The sequence below is a fragment of the Achromobacter sp. GW823-FHT04E03 genome (assembly GCF_058796095.1).
This window is the reverse complement of the sequence record NZ_JBXAIJ010000003.1, coordinates 783,695-805,683: the sequence shown is the minus strand read 5'-3', so window position 1 is coordinate 805,683 and position 21,989 is coordinate 783,695. Positions and strand designations below refer to the sequence as shown.

The 21,989-nt window shown below is 66.8% G+C and carries 22 protein-coding genes; 16 read left to right on the top strand and 6 right to left on the bottom strand.

The window, feature by feature from the left end; all coding sequences use genetic code 11:
• Positions 1 to 52 precede the first annotated feature (52 nt).
• From AC1RHV_RS23305 to AC1RHV_RS23290, 4 genes are all read left to right on the top strand, one after another.
• Positions 53 to 973: a LysR family transcriptional regulator gene (locus tag AC1RHV_RS23305; protein WP_054450193.1), complete on the top strand. Its 921-nt coding sequence runs from the start codon at positions 53 to 55 to the stop codon at positions 971 to 973.
• 169 nt (positions 974 to 1,142) lie between these two features.
• Entirely contained in the window at positions 1,143 to 2,351 is a 1,209-nt protein-coding gene (locus AC1RHV_RS23300; protein ID WP_082400642.1) for a CaiB/BaiF CoA transferase family protein, read from the top strand.
• Between the two features lie 70 nt (positions 2,352 to 2,421).
• Positions 2,422 to 3,381: a Bug family tripartite tricarboxylate transporter substrate binding protein gene (locus AC1RHV_RS23295; protein ID WP_492302093.1), complete on the top strand. Its 960-nt coding sequence runs from the start codon at positions 2,422 to 2,424 to the stop codon at positions 3,379 to 3,381.
• Positions 3,382 to 3,403: 22 nt separating this feature from the next.
• A complete protein-coding gene (locus tag AC1RHV_RS23290) occupies positions 3,404 to 4,330 on the top strand; it encodes a hydroxymethylglutaryl-CoA lyase (RefSeq protein ID WP_492302091.1) in 927 nt (308 codons plus the stop codon).
• 14 nt (positions 4,331 to 4,344) lie between these two features.
• On the opposite strand, the gene AC1RHV_RS23285 is transcribed toward AC1RHV_RS23290, so the two are convergent.
• Together AC1RHV_RS23285 and AC1RHV_RS23280 are read right to left on the bottom strand one after the other, a co-directional pair.
• The gene (locus AC1RHV_RS23285) at positions 4,345 to 4,782 is read right to left on the bottom strand and encodes a universal stress protein (protein ID WP_054450200.1); all 438 of its coding nucleotides are present in this window, start codon (positions 4,780 to 4,782) and stop codon (positions 4,345 to 4,347) included.
• Between the two features lie 93 nt (positions 4,783 to 4,875).
• Positions 4,876 to 6,432, bottom strand: coding sequence for an AMP-binding protein (locus AC1RHV_RS23280; protein WP_492302090.1), 1,557 nt, complete (start codon positions 6,430 to 6,432; stop codon positions 4,876 to 4,878).
• A gap of 227 nt (positions 6,433 to 6,659) precedes the next feature.
• Between AC1RHV_RS23280 and AC1RHV_RS23275 the strand changes: the two genes are divergently transcribed.
• Positions 6,660 to 7,673, top strand: coding sequence for a Bug family tripartite tricarboxylate transporter substrate binding protein (locus AC1RHV_RS23275; RefSeq protein WP_158598566.1), 1,014 nt, complete (start codon positions 6,660 to 6,662; stop codon positions 7,671 to 7,673).
• 3 nt (positions 7,674 to 7,676) lie between these two features.
• On the opposite strand, the gene AC1RHV_RS23270 is transcribed toward AC1RHV_RS23275, so the two are convergent.
• Positions 7,677 to 8,585: a LysR family transcriptional regulator gene (locus AC1RHV_RS23270; protein ID WP_119450841.1), complete on the bottom strand. Its 909-nt coding sequence runs from the start codon at positions 8,583 to 8,585 to the stop codon at positions 7,677 to 7,679.
• 87 nt (positions 8,586 to 8,672) lie between these two features.
• Here AC1RHV_RS23270 and AC1RHV_RS23265 point away from each other — a divergent pair, with 87 nt between their 5' ends.
• The 10 genes from AC1RHV_RS23265 to AC1RHV_RS23220 all read left to right on the top strand — a co-directional run bounded on the left by AC1RHV_RS23265 (position 8,673) and on the right by AC1RHV_RS23220 (position 17,150).
• Positions 8,673 to 9,833, top strand: a complete 1,161-nt coding sequence (locus AC1RHV_RS23265; protein WP_492302088.1) for an acyl-CoA dehydrogenase family protein — start codon at positions 8,673 to 8,675, stop codon at positions 9,831 to 9,833.
• Complete coding sequence (locus tag AC1RHV_RS23260; RefSeq protein ID WP_310530608.1) at positions 9,830 to 10,969, top strand: CaiB/BaiF CoA transferase family protein; 1,140 nt, start codon at positions 9,830 to 9,832, stop codon at positions 10,967 to 10,969. Before AC1RHV_RS23265 ends, AC1RHV_RS23260 begins: the two co-directional genes overlap by 4 nt.
• 117 nt (positions 10,970 to 11,086) lie before the next feature.
• A complete protein-coding gene (cobA, locus tag AC1RHV_RS23255) occupies positions 11,087 to 11,878 on the top strand; it encodes a uroporphyrinogen-III C-methyltransferase (protein WP_175181167.1) in 792 nt (263 codons plus the stop codon).
• On the top strand, positions 11,857 to 12,204 hold the full coding sequence (locus tag AC1RHV_RS23250) for a c-type cytochrome (RefSeq protein ID WP_082400648.1): 348 nt from the start codon (positions 11,857 to 11,859) through the stop codon (positions 12,202 to 12,204). Before cobA ends, AC1RHV_RS23250 begins: the two co-directional genes overlap by 22 nt.
• Before the next feature lie 7 nt (positions 12,205 to 12,211).
• Positions 12,212 to 13,381, top strand: coding sequence for a cytochrome D1 domain-containing protein (locus AC1RHV_RS23245; RefSeq protein ID WP_492302086.1), 1,170 nt, complete (start codon positions 12,212 to 12,214; stop codon positions 13,379 to 13,381).
• A complete protein-coding gene (gene ahbB / locus AC1RHV_RS23240; protein WP_310530615.1) occupies positions 13,371 to 14,369 on the top strand; it encodes a siroheme decarboxylase subunit beta in 999 nt (332 codons plus the stop codon). Before AC1RHV_RS23245 ends, ahbB (AC1RHV_RS23240) begins: the two co-directional genes overlap by 11 nt.
• On the top strand, positions 14,362 to 14,847 hold the full coding sequence (locus tag AC1RHV_RS23235; RefSeq protein WP_054450217.1) for an Lrp/AsnC family transcriptional regulator: 486 nt from the start codon (positions 14,362 to 14,364) through the stop codon (positions 14,845 to 14,847). Before ahbB (AC1RHV_RS23240) ends, AC1RHV_RS23235 begins: the two co-directional genes overlap by 8 nt.
• Position 14,848: 1 nt before the next feature.
• Positions 14,849 to 15,367 carry a siroheme decarboxylase subunit beta gene (gene ahbB / locus AC1RHV_RS23230; protein WP_310530620.1) on the top strand — a complete coding sequence of 173 codons (519 nt, stop codon included), beginning with the start codon at positions 14,849 to 14,851 and terminating at the stop codon, positions 15,365 to 15,367.
• Between the two features lie 13 nt (positions 15,368 to 15,380).
• On the top strand, positions 15,381 to 16,520 hold the full coding sequence (gene nirJ / locus AC1RHV_RS23225; protein WP_310530622.1) for a heme d1 biosynthesis radical SAM protein NirJ: 1,140 nt from the start codon (positions 15,381 to 15,383) through the stop codon (positions 16,518 to 16,520).
• The gene (locus tag AC1RHV_RS23220; RefSeq protein WP_054450225.1) at positions 16,521 to 17,150 is read left to right on the top strand and encodes a DUF4202 domain-containing protein; all 630 of its coding nucleotides are present in this window, start codon (positions 16,521 to 16,523) and stop codon (positions 17,148 to 17,150) included.
• Positions 17,151 to 17,185: 35 nt separating this feature from the next.
• On the opposite strand, the gene AC1RHV_RS23215 is transcribed toward AC1RHV_RS23220, so the two are convergent.
• The 3 genes from AC1RHV_RS23215 to AC1RHV_RS23205 are packed head-to-tail and all read right to left on the bottom strand — an operon-like array spanning position 17,186 to position 20,116.
• Positions 17,186 to 18,178 (bottom strand): precorrin-2 dehydrogenase/sirohydrochlorin ferrochelatase family protein, encoded by a 993-nt coding sequence (locus tag AC1RHV_RS23215; protein ID WP_310530624.1) that lies wholly within the window; start codon positions 18,176 to 18,178, stop codon positions 17,186 to 17,188.
• Positions 18,179 to 18,192: 14 nt separating this feature from the next.
• The gene (locus AC1RHV_RS23210) at positions 18,193 to 18,540 is read right to left on the bottom strand and encodes a c-type cytochrome (RefSeq protein WP_118931727.1); all 348 of its coding nucleotides are present in this window, start codon (positions 18,538 to 18,540) and stop codon (positions 18,193 to 18,195) included.
• A 16-nt stretch (positions 18,541 to 18,556) separates the two neighbouring features.
• Entirely contained in the window at positions 18,557 to 20,116 is a 1,560-nt protein-coding gene (locus AC1RHV_RS23205) for a nitrite reductase (protein ID WP_119450851.1), read from the bottom strand.
• A gap of 233 nt (positions 20,117 to 20,349) precedes the next feature.
• Here AC1RHV_RS23205 and pdxR point away from each other — a divergent pair, with 233 nt between their 5' ends.
• Complete coding sequence (gene pdxR / locus AC1RHV_RS23200) at positions 20,350 to 21,876, top strand: MocR-like pyridoxine biosynthesis transcription factor PdxR (RefSeq protein ID WP_492302082.1); 1,527 nt, start codon at positions 20,350 to 20,352, stop codon at positions 21,874 to 21,876.
• Positions 21,877 to 21,989: the final 113 nt, after the last annotated feature.

The window sequence follows — 21,989 nt, the reverse complement described above, 5'->3', positions numbered from 1 at the left end:
CCGGGAAAACCCCGATCCCTGCGCAGGCGCGCAAGGCACGACACTTCCCGGCATGAAGCCCGTCCCGTCTCCCCCGCCGCATCCCCGCGATATCGATCCCGTCTCGCTCCGCCTGTTCCTCGCAGCGCTGGAGGAAGGCAGCCTGGCGCGCGCCGCCGCCCGCGAGAATATCGTTCCTTCCGCCGTCAGCAAACGTATGTCGGAGATGGAGGATGCCTTCGGCGTGCCGCTGCTGGAACGCGGGGTCAGGGGCGTGCAGCCCACGCCGGCAGGCAATGCGCTGGCCACGCACGTGCGCATGGTGCTGCAGAGCATGGACCGCATGCGCCGCGAGATGGCGGGCTTTGCGACCGGCGTGCGCGGCAGTATCCGGCTCGCGGTTAGCGTGGCGGCGCTGTCCGGCGAACTGCCGGCGCAGATCCAGTCCTTTCGCCGCGCCTATCCCCAGATCGATATTTCCCTGGAAGAGGGCACCACCCAGGAGGTGTTCCGCGCGGTGCTCGACGGCCAGGCCGACGTGGCGGTGGGTTCCGATTTTGGTCATGACGGTTTGCAGGTCTTTACCTGTGGCCGCTGCGATCTGGCGGCGGTCGTGCCCGGCCAGCATCTGCTGGCCGACCGCGACACGCTGGACTACGCGCAATTGCTGCCCTTCGAGCAGATCGAACTGAACCGCGACAACGGCATCAGCGCGGTGTTCGAGCAGGCGGCGCAGGATGCGGGCGTGGCGCGGCGGATCAGCGCGCGGGTCAGCTCGCATGAAACCATCTGCATGCTGGTGGCGCGCGGCATGGGCGTGGCCGTGGTGCCCATGTATCTCAAAGCGCGCCACGCCAACCTGGACATCCGCTTCATTCCGCTCTCCGGAGCCTGGTCCAGCACTTCCTTGTGCATCGCCGTGCTGGGGCTGGACGCCTTGCCGCCCGCCGCTCGCGTGCTGTTGGCGCATCTGGGCGTGGCGGAGGCCGCCTGAAACGACGGGCCTCAGGGCTTTCCCGGACGTTCCCAAACGAGAATGCCCCCGTGCTGAAAGAGCGCTACCCGCTGATCCGGCTTGCCGCCGATGATGGGGCATGGGGCGGCGGCATGCATCGATCTTGCCGTTGCCTGTTTTTCAGCGCATCAGGCCCGAGGATATGCAGATGGCAGCAACACCGGCTTCACCCTTCATGGACCACACCGAATTACCGCTGCGCGGCATCAAGGTGCTGGAGCTGTCCCACATGATCATGGGCCCGGCGGCCGGCCTGGCGCTGGCGGACCTGGGAGCCGAGGTCATCAAGGTGGAGCCGATCGAAGGCGACCGCACCCGGCGCCTGAAGGGCTCGGGCAGCGGCTACTTCCCGGTCTTCAATCGCAACAAGCAAAGCCTGGCGATCGACCTGAAGGCGCGCGAGGGGCAGGCCGTGGTGCGCCAGCTGGCCTTGCAGGCGGACATGGTGGTGGAGAATTTTCGCGACGGCAGCCTGGCCCAGTACGGGCTGGACTATGAGTCGCTGTCGGCCGAGAACCCAGGGCTGATCTACGTATCGCTCAAGGGCTTTCTGTCCGGCCCCTACAAGCAGCGCACCGCGCTGGACGAAGTGGTGCAGATGATGGGCGGGCTGGCCTACATCAACGGCGGCGCGGACACGCCCCAGCGCGTGGCGGCCTCTGTCAACGACATCCTGGGCGGCACCTTCGGCGTGGTGGGCGCGCTGGCGGCGCTGCACGACCGCCACGCCACGGGGCGCGGCAGGCATGTGCGCTCCGGCCTGTTCGAGAACAACCTGCTGCTGGTCGCGCAGTTCATCGCGCAATACCAGCTGACGGGCGCGGCGCCCAAGCCCATGGGCGCGGAGCGCCGGCCGCCCTGGGGCGTGTATGACGTGTTCGAGACCGCCGACGGCCGCGTGTTCGTCGCCGTGGTGGGCGATGCGCAATGGCGCAACTTCGCCCAGAAATTCCTGCCGCCCGAGTGGGCCGCCGATCCGCGCCTGGCCACCGCCGTCGACCGCGAGGCGGCGCGGCCCTGGCTGGTGCCGGGCGTGGGCGAGATCCTGAAGACCTGGAAGACCGACGAGCTGTGCGCGGCACTGGAAGCCGCCGGCCTGTCCTATGGCCCGATACGCCAGCCGCACGACCTGCTGGACGATGCGCACCTGAACGCCGGCGGCGCGCTGCTCAAGACCCGGCTGCCGGACGGCGGGGAGATATCCGCGGCGGCGCTGCCCATCGAGTTCGACGGCCTGAAGGCCGGCAAGCGTTCCGATCCGCCGCGGCAGGGCGGCGACACGCAGGCCATCCTGCAGGGCCTGGGCTGGGATGCCGCGCGCATCGAGGTCCTGCGCAGCGCAGGCGTTATTGCATGAATGGGCGGTAGCGCCCGATATCGGTCGAGGCGGCGCAGACCGCCAAGACTTCCATCAAAGAGGAGACAAGATGATCCGCAGACTGTTCGCGGTGGCCGCGCTGGCCGCCGCCTGTGCCGCACACGCCCAGGACTATCCCAGCAAGCCCATCCGCATCATCATCCCGTCCACGCCGGGCGGAGGCACCGACTACATCGGCCGCCTGATGAGCACCAAGCTGCATGAACTCAACGGCTGGTCAGTGATTCCCGAGAACAAGCCGGGCGCGGGCACGGCGCTGGGCCTGGCCGAAGCGGCGCGCTCGCCTGCCCAGGGTTACGACCTGGTGATCGGCCAGTCCGACAACGTCACCCTGATTCCGCTGCTGATGAAGGTGTCGTACGACCCGGTCAAGGACCTGGCGCCGGTGGCGCTGGTGGCCACTACGCCCATGGTGCTGCTGGTGTCGGACAGCTCGCCCTACAAGACGCTGCCCGAAGTGATCGACGCCGCCAAGAAGGATCCGAACAAGATCTCCTATGGCACCTCGGGCACGGGTGGCGGCGTGCACATCGCCATCGAAATGCTGCAGCACGCGGCCGGCTTCAAGATGCAGCACGTGCCGTACAAGGGCTCGGCCCCGGCGCTGGCGGACCTGATGGGCGGACACCTGCACTTCGCGGGCTCTTCGATTTCGTCGGCGGCCACGCTGATCAAGTCCGGCAAGGTGCGCGCGCTGGCAGTCACTTCGCCCAAGCGCAATCCGGCGCTGCCGGAGGTGCCCACGGTCGCGGAGCTGGGCTACAAGGATTTCAGCGTGGTGACCTACTACGGCGTGCTGGCCCCGGCCAAGACGCCGTCCGCGGTCGTGTCGCGCCTGAATAGCGACTTCAACAAGCTGCTGGCGCGCAAGGACGTGCAGGAGGCGCTGGCCTCGCAAGGCCTGGAAACCGATCCGGTGTCCACCGAACAGTTTGCCGCGTTGATCAATTCGGACATCGCCAAGGCGCGCCAGACCATCGAAAGCGCGGGCATCGTGGTGCAGCAGTAGGCCGGCCGGGAAAGGACAGCACATGAACCAGGAAATCAGGCTTTGCGAAGTGGGTCCGCGCGACGGGCTGCAAGTGGCCAAGGGCATGATGTCCGCGGCCGACAAGCTGCGCTGGATCCGGCAGCTGGCCGACGCCGGCCTGCGCGAGATCGAGGCGGGCAGCTTCGTGTCGCCGCGCTTGGTGCCGCAGATGGCCGATACGGGTACGGTCCTGCCCGACGTCCTGAAGATCGAGGGCTTGACGGTGGTTGCCCTGGTCTGCAACCTCAAGGGCGCCATTGCGGCCTACGAGGCTGGCGCGCACGCGCTGTCGTTTCCTGTCTCCGTTAGCGACACGCATAGCCGCGCCAACGTCGGCAAGGGCACCGACGCACAGGTGGAGGTGCTGGCCTCCATCGTCGATTGGGTGCGGGCGCAGCCGCGGCCCGTGCGCATCGATGCGGCGGTCGCCACCGCCTTCGGATGTTCGATGGAAGGCGTGGTGCCGGTGCGCCGTGTCGCGCAGGTGGCCGCCGCCGCCGCGTTGGCCGGCGCCGACGAGATCTCGCTGGCCGACACCGTGGGCTATGCCCATCCGGCGCTGGTGCGCGATGCGGTGCGCGCCGCGCAGGACGCCGTGGGCGCGCGCCTGGTCAAGCTGCACCTGCATGACACGATGGGGCTGGGCCTGGCCAATGCGCTGGCCGGGCTGGACGAAGGCATCCGCGCTTTCGATTCCTGCCTGGGAGGCCTGGGAGGCTGTCCCTTCGCGCCTGGCGCGTCGGGCAATATCGTCACCGAAGACCTGGTCTTCATGCTGGAAAGCATGGGCTACCGCACGGGCGTGGATCTGTCGCGGTTGCTGCAGGCGCGGCCCTTGCTGGCCCAGGCGCTGCCGCAGGAAAGCCTGCGCAGCGGCGTGGCCGCCGCTGGCATACCGAAGACCTACGGAGCGCGCGCCGCGGTCTAGCCCAAGCGCCGGTCTTAGCGGTAGACGATCACCGGCAGCGTCGAATGCGCCATCACCTTCTGCGTCTGGCTGCCCAGCAGCACGGCCGCCAGTCCGCCGTGGCCGCGCGAGGCCATGGCGATCAGGTCGCAGCCTTGCGTCATGGCGATATCGATGATGGTCTGCGCCGGGTTGTTGCTTTCGCGCATTTCGGTGGTGCAGGGCACGCCCGCGGCGCTGGCTTGCGCGGCCGCTTGCGACAGGTACGACTTGGCGAGCTCCTGGGCCTCGCGCTCATATTCCGTATGCACGCCCTCCAGGTGCACCGTTTCCATGGAGGTCGGGCGGTAGGCGCTGTACACCGTCAGCACCGTGACGCTTGCGCCCAGGGCGCTGGCCAGGCCCAGTCCTTGCGCCAGGCCGGCATAGGAACGCTCGGATCCGTCGATGGGGATGAGTATGTGCTTGTACATGACAACCTCCTGAGGGTGTGGAGGGCGGCGCGAGTCCGCGCGGCCCTAGGAGCGTGAACAGCATCTATCCCCATACTACGCCTAGTGGTGCCCTTAGCCCACCTTTCTCTCCTCATGCGCCCAGTGCGCGTCCCTCAGTTGCTTGCGCGCGAGCTTGCCGTTGGCGTTCTTCGGCAACTCCGCCACCAGTTCGATGCTGCGAGGCTTCTTGAAATCCGCCAGGTGCTTGCGGCAATGCTCGATCAGATCGGCCGGGGTGGTGGTGTCGCCAGGCTTGAGCACGAGCACAGCCTTGACGGACTCGCCCCACACCTTGTCGGGCACGCCGAAAACGCAGGCTTCGTACACGCCCGGATGCTGATACAGCGCCTGTTCGACTTCAGTAGGGTAGATATTGAATCCGCCCGAGATGATCATGTCCTTCTTGCGGTCCACGACATAGAGGAAACCTGCATCGTCCATCCGAGCCAGGTCGCCGGTATGCAGCCGGCCATCGCGCAGGGCTTGCGCGGACAGCTCGGGTTCGCGCCAATAGCCTGCGAAGATGTCGGGGCCGGTGGCGGTAATCTCACCGACCTCGCCGGGCGCGACCTCACGGCCGTCTTCGTCCAACAGACGAACCTCGCTTTCGCCGAATGGACGCCCGCAGGAGAACAGCCGTTCCGGGTGGCCCGACATGGCTGCGGCATGGTCCAGGGCACTCAGCAGCACCAGGCCGCCGGTGGTTTCACCCGCGCCATAGCCCTGGCTGAGCTTGGGTCCCAGGGCTTCCCAGGCTTCGCGGATGCGGGCCGGCGCCATCGGCGCGCCGCCATAGGAAATCTGTCGCAGCGCGCTCAGGTCGTGCTGATGGAGCCGCGGATGCGCGATCAGCATGTTGACCATCGTGGGCACCATGAAGCTGAAGGCGGCGCGATGCCGGGCAGCGGAGGCCAGGAAGCTCTCGGGGTCGAACCGGTCATGCAGCAGGATCGTTCCGCCCTGGAACAGGAAGGGCTGCATGAACATGCCGCTGGCGTGGGTAATGGGGCCGGCGAGTGCCAGCACTTCGCCGGGATTGGCGCGCATGCGGCCCATCACGACCTTGCGCAGCGACGCCAGGCGGTTGCCTACCGTCTGCATGGCGGCCTTGAGCTTGCCCGTCGAGCCCGACGTAAAGTGCAGCACGGCCAGGTCGCCGGGTTGCATCGGCACGTCCGGGTTGCTGTCGGCGGCCGATTCCAGCAGGCGTTCGTATGAGCGCCAGCCTTCGATGTCGCTGGCGCCCATCACCAATCGATGCCGCACGTTCTCCAAGCCGTCCAGCAGGGATTGCGCTGCTTCCACATGGGCTGGGTCCACAATGAAGGCCGCTGCATCGGCATTGTTGACCGAATCCAGCACCTCCTGGTTCGACAGGCGCGCGTTCAGGGCCACTTTCACCAGTCCCGCCTTGTACAGCGCGCATTCGAGTTCGATGATCTCCGGGCAATTCCAGGCCAGAATGGCGACGCGGTCGCCTTTCTTCAGTCCCAGGCCCAGTAAGGCGTTGGCCAGGCGGTTGGAGCGAGTTTCCAGCTGTCCGAAGCTCAGCGTCCTGTCGCCGAAAATGACGGCGGGACGGTCGCGCCAATAGCGCGCATTGCGGGTGGTGTATCGGCCTTGGTTCATGGTGTGTCCGTGTCTGGGGGTTGGCTTGCCGCTATCCTGCGGGGCGGCAAGGCGCCCGCGGATAACCAGGACGCGAATCCTCATGCCGCGCCGTTATCGTGCGGGTGCGATTCCCCTGCGTTATGGAAATCGTTGGATGCGGCATGACGTTCAGGCGGCCTGCGGGTTACCTCTATGCGAAAGCGGGGCCAGCATCGGTCCCGCCTTGCACAAGAACAGGAGACAACATGAACCAGCGAAATTTCCGCCTGCGGGACAGGGCGGCCCGTTGCCTGGCGGCCGTCAGCCTGGGGCTTGCCGCGCTCATGGCGGGACCCGCGCAGGCGGCTGGCGCCGGGGCTGCCGGCTACCCCGATAAGCCCATACGCTTCATCGTGCCGTTCTCGGCTGGCGGCCAGTTCGACTACATCGCCCGCCTGGTCGCCGTGCCCCTGGGCAAGGAACTGGGCCAGACCATCATCGTCGAGAACGTGGGCGGGGGCGGCGGCAATCTGGGCGGCGCCAAGGTCGCGAACGCGCCTGCGGACGGCTACACCCTGCTGGAGTACGGCGGCAACTTCGCGATTGCCAAGCATCTTTCGCCCAAACTGTCGTTCGACCCCATCGCGGATCTGGCGCCTGTATCCGGACTCAGCATCGCTCCGCACGTGGTCCTGGTCAGCAGCGCCTTGCCGGTCAAGACATTCCAGGAGCTGCTCGCATACGCCCGCGTCAATCCAGGCAAACTGAGCTACGGCAGCCCGGGGGTGGGCTCATCCATGCATCTGACGTTTGAAACGCTCAAGCAGCATTTCGGCCTGGACGCCATACACGTGCCCTATCGGGGTGGCAGCAACGCGCTCAATGACCTGGCAGGCGGCCAGATCGATATCGGCATCGTCGCGGTCGCGCCCGCCATGCCCTTTATCGCCTCAGGGAAGATCCGCGCGCTGGCCGTCACCAGCGCCAAGCGCGCCGCTTCCCTGCCAGAGGTGCCTTCGGTGGCCGAGCTGGGATATGCCGGCTTCGACAGCGGCAGCTGGGCGGGAATCGCCGTGCCGAAAGGCACGCCGCAGGAAATCATCGACCGGCTGAATGCCGCCGTCGGCCGCGCGATGCAGGATGCCCAGGTGCTGGAGGCCTTGGCGTCGCAATCGTTCACGCCCATACCCGGCACGCCGCAGCAGCTGCGCAAGCTCATCGATGATGAGTCCGCCCGCTATGGGCCGCTCATCGACAAGCTGGGCTTGCAGGCGGATTGAGGGCTAGGCGCCCGCCCGGGCCCGGGCATGCTCCCGCAGGATTTCCAGCAGCCGCTGCGTCAGCGGCGACTGGTAGCTGTTGCGCCGCGTCAGCACGCCGATCTGCCGATGCCATGTCATGTCGTCCAGAGGCAGGATGCTCAGGCCCTGGCCGGCATGCGCGGACAGGGTGATTTCGCTGACCAGCGTCAGCAGGTCCGTGCTGTGCAGGATGCCCAGCAATCCCGATACCGACGCGTTGGATTCGATCGTCACGTTGGGCGGCGCCGACCCGTGTTGCTCGAACTTGGCTTCCAGCCAGCGCCGTGATGCCGCCTGCGGTCCCGGCAGCATCCACTGGCACCCCGCCAGATCGGCAAAGCGGATCTTGCGGCGGCCCAGCAAGGGATGGCCCGGGCGCACGGCAACGAAAAGCTTGTCTGCGAACAAGGGTTCCCGTTCGAACTCCGCCGCGGAGGCGGATTCGAACAGCGAACTGATGGCGAAGTCCAGGTCTCCCTGCCGTAACGCTGGAATCAAGGCATCGTTCAGGCTGACCATGACCTGGACCTTGGCGGCGGGTCGTTGCGCCAGCAGTTCGATGCAGGCCGGATTGAAGAACGATTCCGCGAGCAGCGGCGTGACGCCGACGCGCAGCAAGCCGATGCTTCCGCGGTGCAGGTCACCCGCTTCCTGCATGGCGTCGTCGAGTTCCCGCCTTGCCTGCATCGAGCGCTGGTAGAACGCGCGTCCTGGAATTGTCAGCTCCATGCCCTTGGGCGTGCGGACAAAGAGCTGCAGTTTCAGTTCTTCTTCCAGGCGCCGGATGCCCTTGGTCAGTGCAGGCTGGCTGACGCCTATGCCGTCGGCGGCCCGGCCGACATGGCCCAGCCGCGCGACCGCCAGGAAATAGTCCAGATCTTCCAGCCTCATGATTCCGCCAGGTTATTGAAAACGAAGAAAAGATAATTGCGAGGATGCCGGGCGCTGTCAAGCTGGGGACTACTCAAAGGAGACGACATGGCCCAAGACGACAAACAGGCGCTGACCGGCCTGCGCACCCGGTTGCAGCAGTACCTGCAGGACGAACTCATACCGCTGGAACAGTCGCTCGGCCTGGGGTACGAGGACAAGTTCGGGCGCGACCTGGTGCAGTCCGTGTGGAAACGATGCCGGGCGCTGGGATTCTATGGAGCGCAGCTGCCGCGCGAGCTGGGCGGGCAGGGGCTGTCCTACCGCGACCTGTGCGTGCTTAAGGACGACGTCGCGGCATCCGGCGCCATCCTGTTCCCCCATGTGCTGGGGGATTGGGGCGGTCCTTCGCGCATCGGCAACCTGGTCCAGTATGCGACCCCGTACCAGCACGACCGCTACATCATGCCCGTGGTCAACGCCGAGCGCGGCGCCTGCTTCGCCATGACCGAGCCGCAGTCGGGCTCCGACGCTACCCGCTTGCAGACCGTCGCGGTGGCCGACGGCGGCGATTACATCGTGACCGGGGTCAAGCACTACATTACCGCCTCGACGTTCGCCGATTTCGCCATCACCATGTGCGTCACCGATCCTGACCGGGGCGCGGAAGGCATATCCGCGATTTTCATCGATCTGGACAGCCCCGGCGTACGGCTGGTGCACGATTGCGTGCCGATGACAGGCCAGTATGTCGATGCGGACATCGTGCTGGATCAGGTCCGGGTGCCGAAGAAGAACCTGATCGGCAAGGAAGGGCAGGGTTTCAAGATCGCCATGAACCGCGTCAGCGTAAACCGCCTGCTGCATTGCCCGACCATGATAGGCCTGGCGCGCCAGGCTTTCAGGCTGGCTGTGGACTACGCCAAGCACCGTCAGCAGTTTGGCGGCCCCATCAGCCGCTTCCAGGCCATCCAGCACATGCTGGCCGACATGGCGACGGCCCTCTATGCCTGCGAACAGATGGTGCTTGCCACGGCAGAGCGTGCCGACTCGGGCGAGGACGTGCGCGATGCGGCGTCGATGTGCAAGCTGTTCGTGTCCGAGCGTTGCTTCGAAATTGCCGACAAGGCCATGCAGATCCATGGAAACGTGGGAGTGACGAAGAACCATCCGGTGGAGTTCATCTTCCGCCGCCTGCGCCTGTACCGCATCGTCACTGGAACCAGCGAAATCCAGCGCAATACCATCGCAAAGGGGATACTCGCATGAGCGCCGGCGCAGAGCAGGGGGCGGCGGGCTACCTGAGCGGCATGTCTGTGCTCGACCTGGGCCAACTGCACCCTGGGCCGTACACCGCCATGTTGCTGGGACAGTTGGGGGCAACCGTGATCAAGGTGGAAAAGCCGCAGGGCGACACCGCTCGCCAGTTGGGAGCCGAGACCTTCGCCAAGTACAACCGGGGCAAGCAGTCCATCTGCCTCGATCTGAAGCGCGAAGAAGACAAGCGCGTCCTGCTGCAACTGGTGGCAGGCAGCGACGTCGTGGTGGAGGGTTTCAGGCCTGGCGTAATGGCCAATCTGGGACTGGACTACACGCAATTGGCGCGCGTCAATCCGCGGGTGGTGCTGTGTTCGATTTCGGGATTCGGGCAGACAGGGCCCTATGCGCAACGGCCCGGCCATGACGTGAATTACATGGCCCTGGCCGGATACTGGGCCGTGCCGTCGCAGGTGCGCGATGTCATGGCGCGGCCGCGATTGCGTCTGTCGGATTACTGCGCAGCCATGCACGCCGCGCTCGCGATACTGGCTGCCGTGCAGGACGCGCGCGAGTCCGGCGTGGGGCAGCATTTGGACGTGTCAATCCATGACACCATGACGGCATGGATGGCCCCTGCATTGCAGGCGATGAACGGTCCCGCTGGCCCGGAGGTGGCGCATCTGCCCCATGTCATGCCTGACAACGACGTCTTCGAGACGGCGGACGGCCGGCATCTTGCGCTCGGCATTCTGGAGGAATCGTTCTGGCGCAACCTTTGCGTGGCGCTGGCCCCGGTTTGCCCGGATCTGAACGCGCCGGGCTACCAGACGAGGGCGGGGCGGATGCGCGACAAGCGGGCCTTGAACGATCGACTGCGTGAATTGTTCAAGAGCCGCAGCCTGGCGGATTGGGAACGCCTGTTCGACGGTCACGATATCCCCTGGGCGCCAGTACTGCGGCACGATGAAGTGTTCGAGGACCCGCACGTCAGACATCGCGGGGTCGTTGCCGATACGCCGGCAGGACGCGTGGTGGGCTTCCCGGTGAAGTTCTCCAAACCCCTGCCGTCGATGGCGCGGGAGGTCCCCGGCCTGGACCAGCATCGCGCACAGATCCTGGCGCGTTTGCGCGCCCAGGCGTCCTGAACGCCCCTGGCGCACCCATTGCACTTGCGTCGACCGTACCTATTGCAGCCGCCTGTCGCTTCCTACACTTCCTCCTGAAGCCTTATTTTGCGCAGCCTGGCTGCAAGGGAGGGAGTAGTGAGCGGAACGGTTTACCTGGTTGGCGCCGGTCCGGGCGATCCCGAATTGCTGACGGTGCGCGCCTCGCGGCTATTGCAGCAGGCCGATGCCGTGGTCTGCGACAGGCTGGTGGGCGGCGGCATCCTGCCCCTCATCAATCCCGCCGCGCAGTTCCATGACGTAGGCAAGATGGCGGGCGACTGCCGCCACCGGCAGGAAGACATCCATCAGCTGCTGTTGGCGCTGGCGGGGTCTTGCTCCCGCGTCGTGCGCTTGAAGGGCGGCGATCCGTTCATTTTCGGGCGCGGCGGCGAGGAGCTGCTGTTCCTGTCGCGGCACGGCGTGCAGGTTGAGGTCGTGCCGGGCATCAGCGCCGCCAACGGCTGCGCGGCAGCGCTGGGCATACCCCTGACGCATCGGGGCGTGGCGGCCAGCGTGCGTTTCATCACGGGTCATCTGCGGGACGACGCCGGCCTTGAACTGGACTGGAGTTCGCTGGCCGATCCCACCTGTACCCTGGTGTTCTACATGGCGGTGGCCAACGCCGCCGAGATCGTCGCGTCCTTGCAGCGGCATGGGCGCGGCGGCGACACGCCGGCCGCGCTGGTTCATTCCGGCACCACCGAAGCCCAGGACTGGACGGTGGCCCCCTTGCGCCAGATTCCGCAGCTGGTGGCCGGCTTCAAGCCGCCCACGCTGCTGGTGGTCGGCGACGTGGTGCGACTGGCGCAGCGCGCCTGGTCCGCCGCCGCGGCGGGACAGCTGTTGTTGCGTGACGCGGCCGAGCCATGCGCCCCGGTCGCGGCCTGACATGCCTGGCGCTGGCCTGTTGCACGGGGCTGGGAGCGGCGGTGGGCCGGACGCAGGCGGCGCCGGACCTCGATCCCGTCGATCAGCAGCGACTCATACACCTGGTGCGGCAGGACTGCGGCTCCTGCCATGGATTGCGCCTGAATGGCGGCCTGGGGCCGGCGTTGACGCCGCAAGCGCTTGCTGGCAAGCCGCCGGCCTATCTCGAACAGGCGATTCTGCACGGGCTGCCCGGCACCGCCATGCCCGGGTGGCGCGGCATGCTTGCGCCCGACGAAGCCGCCTGGATCGCCGCGCGGCTGCTCAAGGGCTTTCCAGAGGAATAAAACGTTCATGAAACTGCGTTTCCTGCTCGTCCTGGCCGCCGTTGTGCTGGCCGGCTGCGCCGCGGCCACCGACCCGCGCGGCACCAACGACCTGGGCATGGTGATAGAGCGTGCCGACGGCGCCGTCTCCATCGTCGAAACCAGCGGACAGACCCGGCTGGCGCGGGTCGAAGGGCTGGGCGACCTTTCCCATGCGCACATCGCCTATTCCCGCGATGGCCGCTACGGCTACGTCTTCGGCCGGGACGGCGGGCTGACCAAGGTGGATCTGCTGCGGAAACGCGTGGACCGTCGCAGCATCCAGTCCGGCAATGCGATCGGCGGCGCCATTTCGCAGGACGGGCGGCTGATCGTGGTGCAGAACTACACGCCCGGCGGCATCAAGGTCTTCGACGCTGTGACCTTGCGCCAGATCAGCGAAGTGCCCGCCGAGTATGCGCCGGGCAGGCGCTCCAAGGTCGTCGGCCTGGCGGACCTGCCTGGACAGAAGTTCGCCTACGCGCTGTTCGACGCGGGCGAGATCTGGATCACGGATCTGTCGGACCCCGCCCGGCCGGCCACACAACGCCACAAGGCCGGTCGCCAGCCCTACGACGCGCTGGTCACCCCGGACGGCCGCTATTACATCGCCGGGTTGTTCGGCGAGGATGCGCTGGCCATGATGGACCTCTGGCATCCGGAGGCCGGCGTGCGCAAGATCCTGCAGGGCTATGGGCGCGGCGAGGAAGCGTTGCCGGTCTACAAGATGCCCCACCTGCGAGGCTGGAGCGCGGCGGGCGGACGCCTGTTCCTGCCCGCCATCGGCAGGCACGAGGTGCTGGTGGTGGATACCGCCACCTGGCAGGAGACTGGCCGCATCGCCACGCTGGGCCAGCCGGTGTTCGTCATGGCGCAGCCCGATGGCCGCCGCGTCTGGGTCAACTTTGCGGTGCCGGACAACGGCCAGGTACAGGTCATCGACACCGAAACCCTGGCCGTGGTCCGGACGCTGGCACCCGGCCGCGGCGTGTTGCACATGGAATTCACGCCGCGAGGAGAGGCGGTATGGCTGTCGGCGCGCGACGATGACCGGGTGGTGGTGTACGACACCCGGACGCTGCAACGCGGCGCCACGCTGGACATTCCCAAGCCCAGCGGCATTTTCTTCACCAACAGGAGCGGCCGCATTGGCTTCTGAACTGTCCGATTCCGATCTGCGTCTGCTCGATGGCTGGCAGCGGGACTTTCCGCTGGTCTCGCGGCCCTACGCCTTGCTGGCCGAGCGCGTCGGCCTGGATGAAGACACGGTGCTGGCGCGCTTTCAGCGGTGGCAGCGCGAGGGGCTGGTGAGCCGTGTCGGTCCGGTGCTGCACCAGTCCTGCTTTGCCAGCGCGCTGGTCGGCATGCACGTGCCGTCCGCCCGCCTGGATCAGGTTGCCGCCTACGTCAGCAGCCTGCCACAGGTCAATCACAACTACGAGCGCGAACATGCCTTGAACTTGTGGTTCGTCGCCGCCTGCCGCAAGCGTGGCGCGTTGGCGCGCTTGCTGGCGCGGATCGCACAGGCCTCCGGCTGCGAGCCGCTGGCCTTGCCCATGGAGGCCGAGTACCACATCGACCTGGGTTTCAGTCTGAGCGCGCCACAACAACGCACGACGCCGCAGCGCAGCGGCGGACGAGCCGTGCTGCCACCCGCCGGCAGCGCGCAAGAGGCCTTGCTCCATGCCGTGCAGGATGGGTTGGACCTTTGCGCGCACCCCTATCGCCGGTTGGGACTTCTTGCGGGGCTGGATGAGGACGAGACGCTGCGCCTGCTGGAGCGCTGGCAGCGCGCAGGCCTGTTCCGCCGTTTCGGCGTGGTGTTGAGACATCGCCAACTGGGCTTTCGCGCCAATGCGATGTGCGTCTGGAACGTGGACGACACGCGGGTGGATGCGCTGGGGCAGCGGCTTGGCGCCGAGCCCGGCGTCACGCTTTGCTACCGGCGCACGCGGCGCTTGCCGCAATGGCCCTACAACCTCTTCTGCATGATCCACGGCAAGGAGCGGAAAGCGGTGCGGGCGCTGCGCAATGCCATCGCCGGCCGCCTTGGACTTGATGCCTGGCCGCATGCCGTGCTGTTCTCGACCAGGTGTTTCAAGCAGCGCGGTGCGAGGTTCGTGCCGGAAGAGGCGACGCATGGTTAGGCCCAAGGACATTACCGCGGGCGTGCCGCTGGGCTTGGACGCTGCCGACCGCAAGCTGATCAACCGCCTGCAGGGGGGCTTTCCGATCAGCCCGCGTCCGTTCGCGGACGTCGCGCGGGCGCTGGGGCTGGACGAAGACGCCGTGATCGCGCGGGTAGCCCGCTTGCGCGAGTGCGGCGCGCTGAGCCGTTTCGGCCCGCTGTTCCAGATCGAGCGCGCCGGCGGCGCGTACTGCCTGGCGGCGATGGCCGTGCCGCAGGCGCAATGGGAGCGGGTCGTGGCCCTGGTCAACCGCCGGGTCGAAGTGGCGCACAACTACCGCCGCGAGCATGCGCTGAACATGTGGTTCGTGCTGGCGGCGGCTGATCCCGCCGAAGTTGCCGCCTGTTTGCGCGCCATTGAGCAGGAGACGGGCCTGCCCGTGCTGGCGTTTCCGAAGGAGCGCGAGTACTTCCTTGAAATGAAGCTGGAGGTCTGAGATGGACGCAGCCGGCCTGACTCCGTTCGAACGGTCCCTGGTCCGCGCCACGCAGGAGGGGCTGCCGATCCGGCGGGATCCATACCGGGCCGTGGCCGCGCGGCTGGGCGTCACCGAAGCCGAGGTGATGGCGCAGTTGCGCGACATGCTCGCGCGCGGCGTGATACGGCGCATCGGCGTGGTACCCAACCACTACGCGCTCGGATTCGTGGCCAACGCCATGTCGGTCTGGGACGTGGACGACGGTCAGGCCGACGCTGTGGGAGCCTGGTTGGGCCAGCGCGCGGACGTGAGCCATTGCTACCGGCGTCCCCGGCATCCGCCGCTGTGGCGCTACAACCTCTACGCCATGCTGCACGGGACCGATCGCGCGGCGGTGCTGGCGCGCATCGATGAAGTCGCCGAGGCCTTGCACGCGCGCTTTCCGGACGCCCTGCGTGCGCAGGACGCGCTGTTTTCCTCGGCAATCCTGAAAAAGACCGGCCTGCGCCTGAAAGAAGGCCAGGGGCCGGCAGCATAGCGAGGAATTCCGCATGTTCCGCATCTCCGCCTTCGTGTCTGAACTGCTGCGTCCCACGCCGCTTGCGCCGCGCCGTGGGGCGGCCGGGCCCGTGGTGATCTGGAACCTGATCCGGCGCTGCAACCTGCATTGCCGGCATTGCTACTCCGCTTCGGTCGACAAGGACTTCGCCGGCGAATTGGACTACGCCGAGGTCTGCGCAGTCATGGACGATCTGCATGCCTACGGTGTGAGGGCGCTGATCCTGTCTGGCGGCGAACCACTGTTGCGGCCGGACATTTTCGATATTGCGCGCCGGGCCAAGGCCATGGGCTTCTACGTGGGCCTGTCGTCCAATGGCACTCTGATAGACGGGCGCAACATCGAGTCCATCGCCGGTTGCGGCTTCGACTACGTGGGCATTTCGCTGGACGGCCTGGGCGCGACGCACGACCGCTTCCGGGGCGAGGCGGGCGCGTTCGATGCCTCGCTGGCAGGCATCCGGCTGTGCAGGGACCGCGGCCTCAAGGTCGGCATCCGCTACACCCTGACCCAGGGCAACGCCGACGATCTTCCCGGGCTGCTGGCATTGCTGGACGCCGAGAATGTCGACCGCTTCTACTTTTCACACTTGAACTACGCCGGCCGCGGCGGCCGCAACCGGGGCGAGGACAGCCATCACCGCATGACGCGCGCGGCCATGGAGCGGATCTTCGAAACCTGCCTGGAACAAGCCGCGGCCGGCAGACCGCGTGAGTTCACGTCCGGCAACAACGATGCCGACGGCGTGTTCTTCCTGCACTGGGTGCGTCGCCGGTTCCCGCAGAGCGCGCCGCATATCGAGGCCAGGCTGCGCCTGTGGGGCGGCAACGCCAGCGGCATGAACGTCGCGAACATCGACAATCGCGGCAATGTCCATGCCGACACCATGTGGTGGCACTACACTCTGGGAAATGTGCGCTTGCGGCCCTTTTCGGAGATCTGGTCGGATCCCGCCGAACCCTTGCTCAAGCTGCTTCGGCTGCGGCCGCGGCCCGTCAAGGGACGCTGCGCCAGCTGCGCCCACCTGGACATCTGCAACGGCAACACCCGCATCCGTGCGCAGAAGCAGTCGGGCGACCTCTGGGCCGAGGACCCCGGCTGTTATCTGACCGAAGACGAGACAGGAGTGTGAATGGAATTCCCGCCCAACCCGGTGGATGCAGAAGACGCGCCGCTGCAGCGCGCCTGGCAGCTGTTCGATGAGTACAACCGGCGCGATCCCAATCTGGTCGCCTGGAATGGCGCGATGCAGCCGCGCGAATGGCTGCACGCCCAATTCCTCCACGCCTGGGTGACGAAGCTGGCCCCGCAGGCCGGCTCTGCCTTGCGGCTGGCCGCCCGCTGCCAGCACATCGGCCGCTGGGAGGTCCCGCGCGAGGCCTGTCCGGCCGGCAGGGCTGGCTATCTGCAATGGCGCAATACGCTCAAGGAGCATCACGCGGACGTCGCCGCAAGGCTGTTAGCCAGCGCAGGCCATGACGCGCAAACCATGCAGGCGGTGCTGAAGATCGTGCGCAAGCAGGGCATCAAGCGCGATGCCGACGTCCAATGCATGGAGAACGCGCTGTGCCTGGTGTTTTTGGAGCACCAGTACGAGGAATTCTGCGAACGCTATCCGGACAAGGTCGTCGCGGTGTTGCAGAAGACCTGGCACAAGATGGACGAAGCCGGCAGGCAGGCGGCTGCGTCGCTGTCCTTCAGCGAGCGGGGCCAGGCTTATCTGGCGGCTGCGCTGGCGGGCGGCGAGGAAGCGGGGACCTGACTTCCTGATCGCGGCGCTGGTCCGGGGCCGGACGTTCACAGGACGTTGCATGCCACGCCGCAAGCCGATATTCGTCGCGCCAGCAGCTTCGCGTCATGCGCGGTTCCCAGCAGCAGGACGGCGCGCTGGCCCGCCTGCACCTGGCGGGCCAGCCAGTCCAGTCCCGCGCCTGCGGCCACGGCCGGATCAGGCTGCAGGCCCGGGCCTTTCAGCTCGATTCTCGCCGCGTCCCGCCGTGCCTTGTCCAATATGGCCGGATTGACCGCCGGCACGTGCGCGACCAGGTCGGCCTGGTTCAGCAGGCGCAAGGCGCGCAGGGTCAACAGATCGGCGGGGCCGTCGGCGGCTGCCAATATCGTCGCGCTGCCTGTGCGGGGCAGGGTATCGGCCTGCATCGCGGCTTCGAGGGCCAGACCGGCCTGCCTGCCGTCGCCGGCCGCCAGCAACGAGGGCAGCGGGCCGTCCAGCATCCAGTCGTAGAAGTCGCGACGTTGCTCCAGGTCGCGGAAGCGCGCAACGATGCGGTTGCGATAGCGTGCCGCGAGCCGGGCCAGATCTCCCGTGCTTTCGTCGAGCAAGGCTTCGAGCCGTTCGCGGATGCGCCGCGCCAGCACGGGCGCACAGCCTCCTGAAGAAATCGCCACCACCAGCGGAGAACGGTCCAGGATGGCGGGCACTTGTATCGTCGAAAGAACGGGATCGTCGACCACGTTGCAGGGGATGCGGCGCGCAAGCGCCGCCGCGGCAACCGCCTGGTTCGTGCCGCCGTGATCGGTCGCGGCCACCGCCAGCCAGGCGCCGTCCAGGCAGGCCGGCGAGAAGACGTCCGGCATATGCTGGAACTGGTCCTGGTCCGCGGCTGCGCGCAGCCAGGGCGTCAGGGCCGGCGCCGCCACGGCAACGGCGGCGCCGGCCCTGAGCAGCAGCCTGATCTTGCGTTCGGCCACGGCCCCGCCGCCCACCACGACCACCCGCCGGCCGGTCAGGTTGAAGTACACCGGGAAGAGCATCGCGGATGGCGCGTCCATGGCGGCCTGCTCCCTTACTTGCGGCTGGAGAAGTACTGGGCCAGTTCCTGGATGGCTTCGGGGCTCAAGGGCTCGGCCATCGAACTCATGACCGGGTCATTGCGCTCCCGGGTCTTGAAGGCATTGAGCTGTTTGACCAGGTACTCCGTCTTCTGCCCTGCAAGATTGGGGTACAGGCCGACGGCGCTGATGCCGTCCGCGCCATGGCAGGAGGCGCATAGCGGCAGCATGGCGGAGACGCGGGGCGAGAGCGTGTCGGGATTGCCGCCGGCGACCAGGGCGGGCTGCCCGTCGGCGGCCAGCGCGTGCGCGGCGGCCTGGGACAGCAGCAGTGCCGTGAGTATGCGGAATAGCGTTTTCATATGTGGGTTCCTCGGCTCAGAATTTGCGCGTTTCGGACAGGCCGATGGTCAGCCAGCGGGTGCGGGCGCGGGAAAAAATGCCCGAGGGGCTTTCCATCTTGTGTTCCGCCACCAGCTCCAGGGTCTTGCTGTCGTAGATCTTGATGCGGTCGCCCCAGTAGCCCGAGCTGACATAGAGGTAATTGCCGGTGCGGTTGTAGTCGGGGAAGAAGGCATGCCCGCCCACGTCCAGCGTCTTGGCCACTTCCAGCGTGTTCTTGTCGATCAGCTGGATCCAGGCCGCGCGCTTGTCCTTGTCGACGATGTCCACCGCCACGTAGGGCGCGTTCGGATGCGCGGCGGGCGATTCGGTGGCTCCGGCCACCGGGATCTGCTTGACCACGGAAAAGTCCTTGGTGTCCCAGACCGTGACCACGGAGCCCTTTGCGCAGGTGCCGATGTTGGTGCCGAAGGCCAGGAAGCGGCCGTTGACTTCGGTCACCGCGCCCGATCCGACGTGAGGCTGGCAGCCGGCGGGTATGTCGCGCACCACCTTGTCGTCCTTGAAGTCGATCGCGACGATCTTGTTGTCGTCATAGGACGCGACCATGGAGTAGCGCCCGTCGGGCGTGAGGAAGGTGTCATGCAGCATGCGGCCGACCTTGGTCAGCTTGGTCACGGGCATGTCGGGCTTGTCGGGGTCGATGATCCAGATCTGGCCAGCCTGGCGCAGCGTCAGCGCGAACTTATTGTTGATCCGGCTGCCGATGACGGGCCCGCCGGCCGATTTGACGAACTTGCCGTCCGGATCTTCGCCCTCCAGGTCCATGTACTTGACCGGTTCCAGCGTGTCCGCCTTCAGGATGGCGACGCTCTTGGGCACGAACGAACTGATGGCCAGCCACTTGCCGTCGTTGGACAGGGCGATACCGGGGCCGGTCAGGCCGACCTTGGCCTTGCGCACGATCTGCAGCGAGTACAGGTCGATCTTGTAGACCATGCCGTCGTCGCTCTTGAGCCAGGCCCAGCGTTCCGCCACGGGGCTGAAATCCATGATGTGCGGCGCCACCGGCGTGGCGATCTCGCCGACCACCTTGTTGGTCTTGCCGTCCAGGAACACGGTGCGCGCATTGTTGCCCGCGTCGCCACGCCCATAGCGTCCGCGCGCCATGACCACCATCAGGTCGTAGACGGTGTCGATGGCGTAGGTCGGCTTGGCGGGCAGGGTGGCTTCGTCTACCACCACCTGCACGCTGGCGCGGATCTGGTCCAGCCCCCATTTGGGATCGTCCGCCGTCTGCGTCTTGATGAGCCGGGCCAGCGCCCGGATCTCTTCGTCGGACAGGCGGCCCACGAAGGGCGGCATCAGCGTGTCGGGGATGCCGGTCATGATGGTGCCGCGCAGCGCCGCCTCGCTCTGGACCAGGCGGTCGCTGGTCAGGCCCGGCGCGATGTAGCCGCCGCGGTCGGCGCCATGACAGACGGCGCAGTTCTGCTGGAACAGCTGATTCGCCTTGAGGTACTCCCCGGTCGGCGCACTCCAGGCGGCGCCGGCCGAGACGAACAGCAAGGCCGCGCTCAATAGCTTGGTGTGCATGTCGATCTCTCCCGTAAGGTTTTGCCGAAACTGCGGCACATGCACTGTGTCATCGCGGCGCCGGGCCGATAAGGCACGGCTCACGCCTGCGCAATGGTTACGGTCCAATCTGTTTTTTGACATAGGACAAAGTGAGGCTGTGGCCAAAGCACTACCGTGATAGCAAACGGAGCGCGGCCGGCCCGCGCCGCTTCGAAAGGCCGGCGCCATTTTTTGTCCTGTGGTTGTCCGCCATGTTTTCACTCCCGCTCTCTCTATCCCGCCAGGATGCAAAACCCTACAAGCAGCAGATCGCCGACCAGATCGAGGCGTTGATACGCGCCGGACGGTTGCAGGAAGGGGACAGGCTGCCGGCCATCAATCGGATGTCATCGCTGCTGCAGGTATCGAAGAACACCGTGCTGGGCGCGTATGAACTGCTGATCGATTCCAGCTTGATCCAGAGCAAGCCCAGCCGCGGCTATTTCGTGACGTTGAATCGCAGCCTGGTCATCAATCCGCGTTGCCCCGATTTCGTCCAGGACCGTCCGCCGGTCTACGCGGACGCCGTCAGCCAGGCTCTGTCCAGCGGCGTCTGCGGCCAGTCGCCGCCGATGCCCCTGCGCTATGACTTCAAGGTCGGCCGTCCCTCGGTCCACGCCTTTCCGCTGCGCCAGTTCATCACGCTGTCGAACCAGCTGCTGCGGCATGCGGGCTGCGCCATGGCCGAATATGCGCCGCCGGCCGGCCTGTGGGGCTTGCGCGTGCAGATTGCCGATTACCTGTCGGCGGCCAAGGCGTTGAAGGTCGAACCGGAACAGGTGCTGATCACGGCCGGCAGCCAGGAGGCTTTGAGCCTGATCGCCTCGCATTTCCTCGACCGCCACGGCAGGGCGGTGTTCGAGTCGCCCTGTTACGCGGGGTTCAGGAATCTGGTGCGGCGGCATGGCGCGCAGGAGGCGCTGGTTCCGGTGGACGGGCAGGGACTGCGCACGGATCTGTTGCCGGAAGGGCCGGCCAGGCTGGCCTATGTGACGCCGTCGCACCAGTACCCCCTGGGCCACGCCATGTCGCTGTCTCGCAGACGGCAGTTGCTCGAATGGGCGGGCCGCAGCGGCGCGCTGATCATCGAGGACGACTACGACGGCGACTTTTGCTATGAGTCTGTACTGCCCATGCCGCTGGCCGCGATGAGCCCCCGGCAGGTCGTGTACCTGGGGACGTTCTCCAAGACGCTGGGGCCCGGCCTGAGGCTGGGATACATGGTTTGCCCGCCTGCGCTGGTCGACGATTTCGTCGAACGCAAGGCTTTGCTCAACAACGGCAGTCCATGGCTGACGCAGGCCGTGCTGGCGCGCTACTTCGATGAGAACTGTTTCGCGCGCCACCTGCAGACCTTGCGGCGGCGCTACCAGGCGCAGCGCGACGAACTGCTGCGCGGCATCCGCAAGGTCTGGGGCGGACGCGGCCGGATCAGCGGACAGAATTCAGGGATGCACCTGGCCTTCGAACTGCCGGCGGACAGCCCAGGCGCCGACGCGGTCGCCGCGGCCGCGCTGGCGCAGGGCGTGAGGCTGTATCCGCTGGCCCAGGCCGCCGCCTGTGCGGCCGAGGGCGCCGAGCCCCGATATCTGCTGTTCGGCTTTGCCGGTCTGGATACTGGCGAGATCGCCCAGGCCATGGCGCGCGTGCACGCGGCTTGCAAACAATTGCAGGAATCCTGTCCGGACCGGGCGGCGTCTCGCCCGTCTTTGGACGAAGCGCGCTGCGCGGGTGTATAGCACGCCTGCCGCGTTTCCGGTAGGGACGGTGGCGCAGCGCGGGGACCGGCGGCATCGCTATGCGGCGCTGCCGCGTCGTTCGTAGAATCAATTTGTCCTATGACAATATAAGA

Excerpts from the sequence above, each read along its gene's own strand:
- AC1RHV_RS23285 (WP_054450200.1), bottom strand. The coding sequence starts at position 4,782 with ATGTACAAGCACATACTCATCCCCATCGACGGATCCGAGCGTTCCTAT.
- AC1RHV_RS23290 (WP_492302091.1), top strand. The coding sequence starts at position 3,404 with ATGAACCAGGAAATCAGGCTTTGCGAAGTGGGTCCGCGCGACGGGCTG.
- AC1RHV_RS23265 (WP_492302088.1), top strand. The coding sequence starts at position 8,673 with ATGGCCCAAGACGACAAACAGGCGCTGACCGGCCTGCGCACCCGGTTG.
- AC1RHV_RS23205 (WP_119450851.1), bottom strand. The coding sequence starts at position 20,116 with ATGCACACCAAGCTATTGAGCGCGGCCTTGCTGTTCGTCTCGGCCGGC.
- nirJ (WP_310530622.1), top strand. The coding sequence starts at position 15,381 with ATGTTCCGCATCTCCGCCTTCGTGTCTGAACTGCTGCGTCCCACGCCG.
- AC1RHV_RS23245 (WP_492302086.1), top strand. The coding sequence starts at position 12,212 with ATGAAACTGCGTTTCCTGCTCGTCCTGGCCGCCGTTGTGCTGGCCGGC.
- AC1RHV_RS23300 (WP_082400642.1), top strand. The coding sequence starts at position 1,143 with ATGGCAGCAACACCGGCTTCACCCTTCATGGACCACACCGAATTACCG.
- AC1RHV_RS23250 (WP_082400648.1), top strand. The coding sequence starts at position 11,857 with ATGCGCCCCGGTCGCGGCCTGACATGCCTGGCGCTGGCCTGTTGCACG.
- AC1RHV_RS23220 (WP_054450225.1), top strand. The coding sequence starts at position 16,521 with ATGGAATTCCCGCCCAACCCGGTGGATGCAGAAGACGCGCCGCTGCAG.
- AC1RHV_RS23270 (WP_119450841.1), bottom strand. The coding sequence starts at position 8,585 with ATGAGGCTGGAAGATCTGGACTATTTCCTGGCGGTCGCGCGGCTGGGC.
- AC1RHV_RS23280 (WP_492302090.1), bottom strand. The coding sequence starts at position 6,432 with ATGAACCAAGGCCGATACACCACCCGCAATGCGCGCTATTGGCGCGAC.
- AC1RHV_RS23215 (WP_310530624.1), bottom strand. The coding sequence starts at position 18,178 with ATGGACGCGCCATCCGCGATGCTCTTCCCGGTGTACTTCAACCTGACC.
- AC1RHV_RS23210 (WP_118931727.1), bottom strand. The coding sequence starts at position 18,540 with ATGAAAACGCTATTCCGCATACTCACGGCACTGCTGCTGTCCCAGGCC.
- pdxR (WP_492302082.1), top strand. The coding sequence starts at position 20,350 with ATGTTTTCACTCCCGCTCTCTCTATCCCGCCAGGATGCAAAACCCTAC.
- ahbB (WP_310530620.1), top strand. The coding sequence starts at position 14,849 with ATGGACGCAGCCGGCCTGACTCCGTTCGAACGGTCCCTGGTCCGCGCC.
- AC1RHV_RS23305 (WP_054450193.1), top strand. The coding sequence starts at position 53 with ATGAAGCCCGTCCCGTCTCCCCCGCCGCATCCCCGCGATATCGATCCC.
- AC1RHV_RS23275 (WP_158598566.1), top strand. The coding sequence starts at position 6,660 with ATGAACCAGCGAAATTTCCGCCTGCGGGACAGGGCGGCCCGTTGCCTG.
- AC1RHV_RS23260 (WP_310530608.1), top strand. The coding sequence starts at position 9,830 with ATGAGCGCCGGCGCAGAGCAGGGGGCGGCGGGCTACCTGAGCGGCATG.
- AC1RHV_RS23235 (WP_054450217.1), top strand. The coding sequence starts at position 14,362 with ATGGTTAGGCCCAAGGACATTACCGCGGGCGTGCCGCTGGGCTTGGAC.
- AC1RHV_RS23295 (WP_492302093.1), top strand. The coding sequence starts at position 2,422 with ATGATCCGCAGACTGTTCGCGGTGGCCGCGCTGGCCGCCGCCTGTGCC.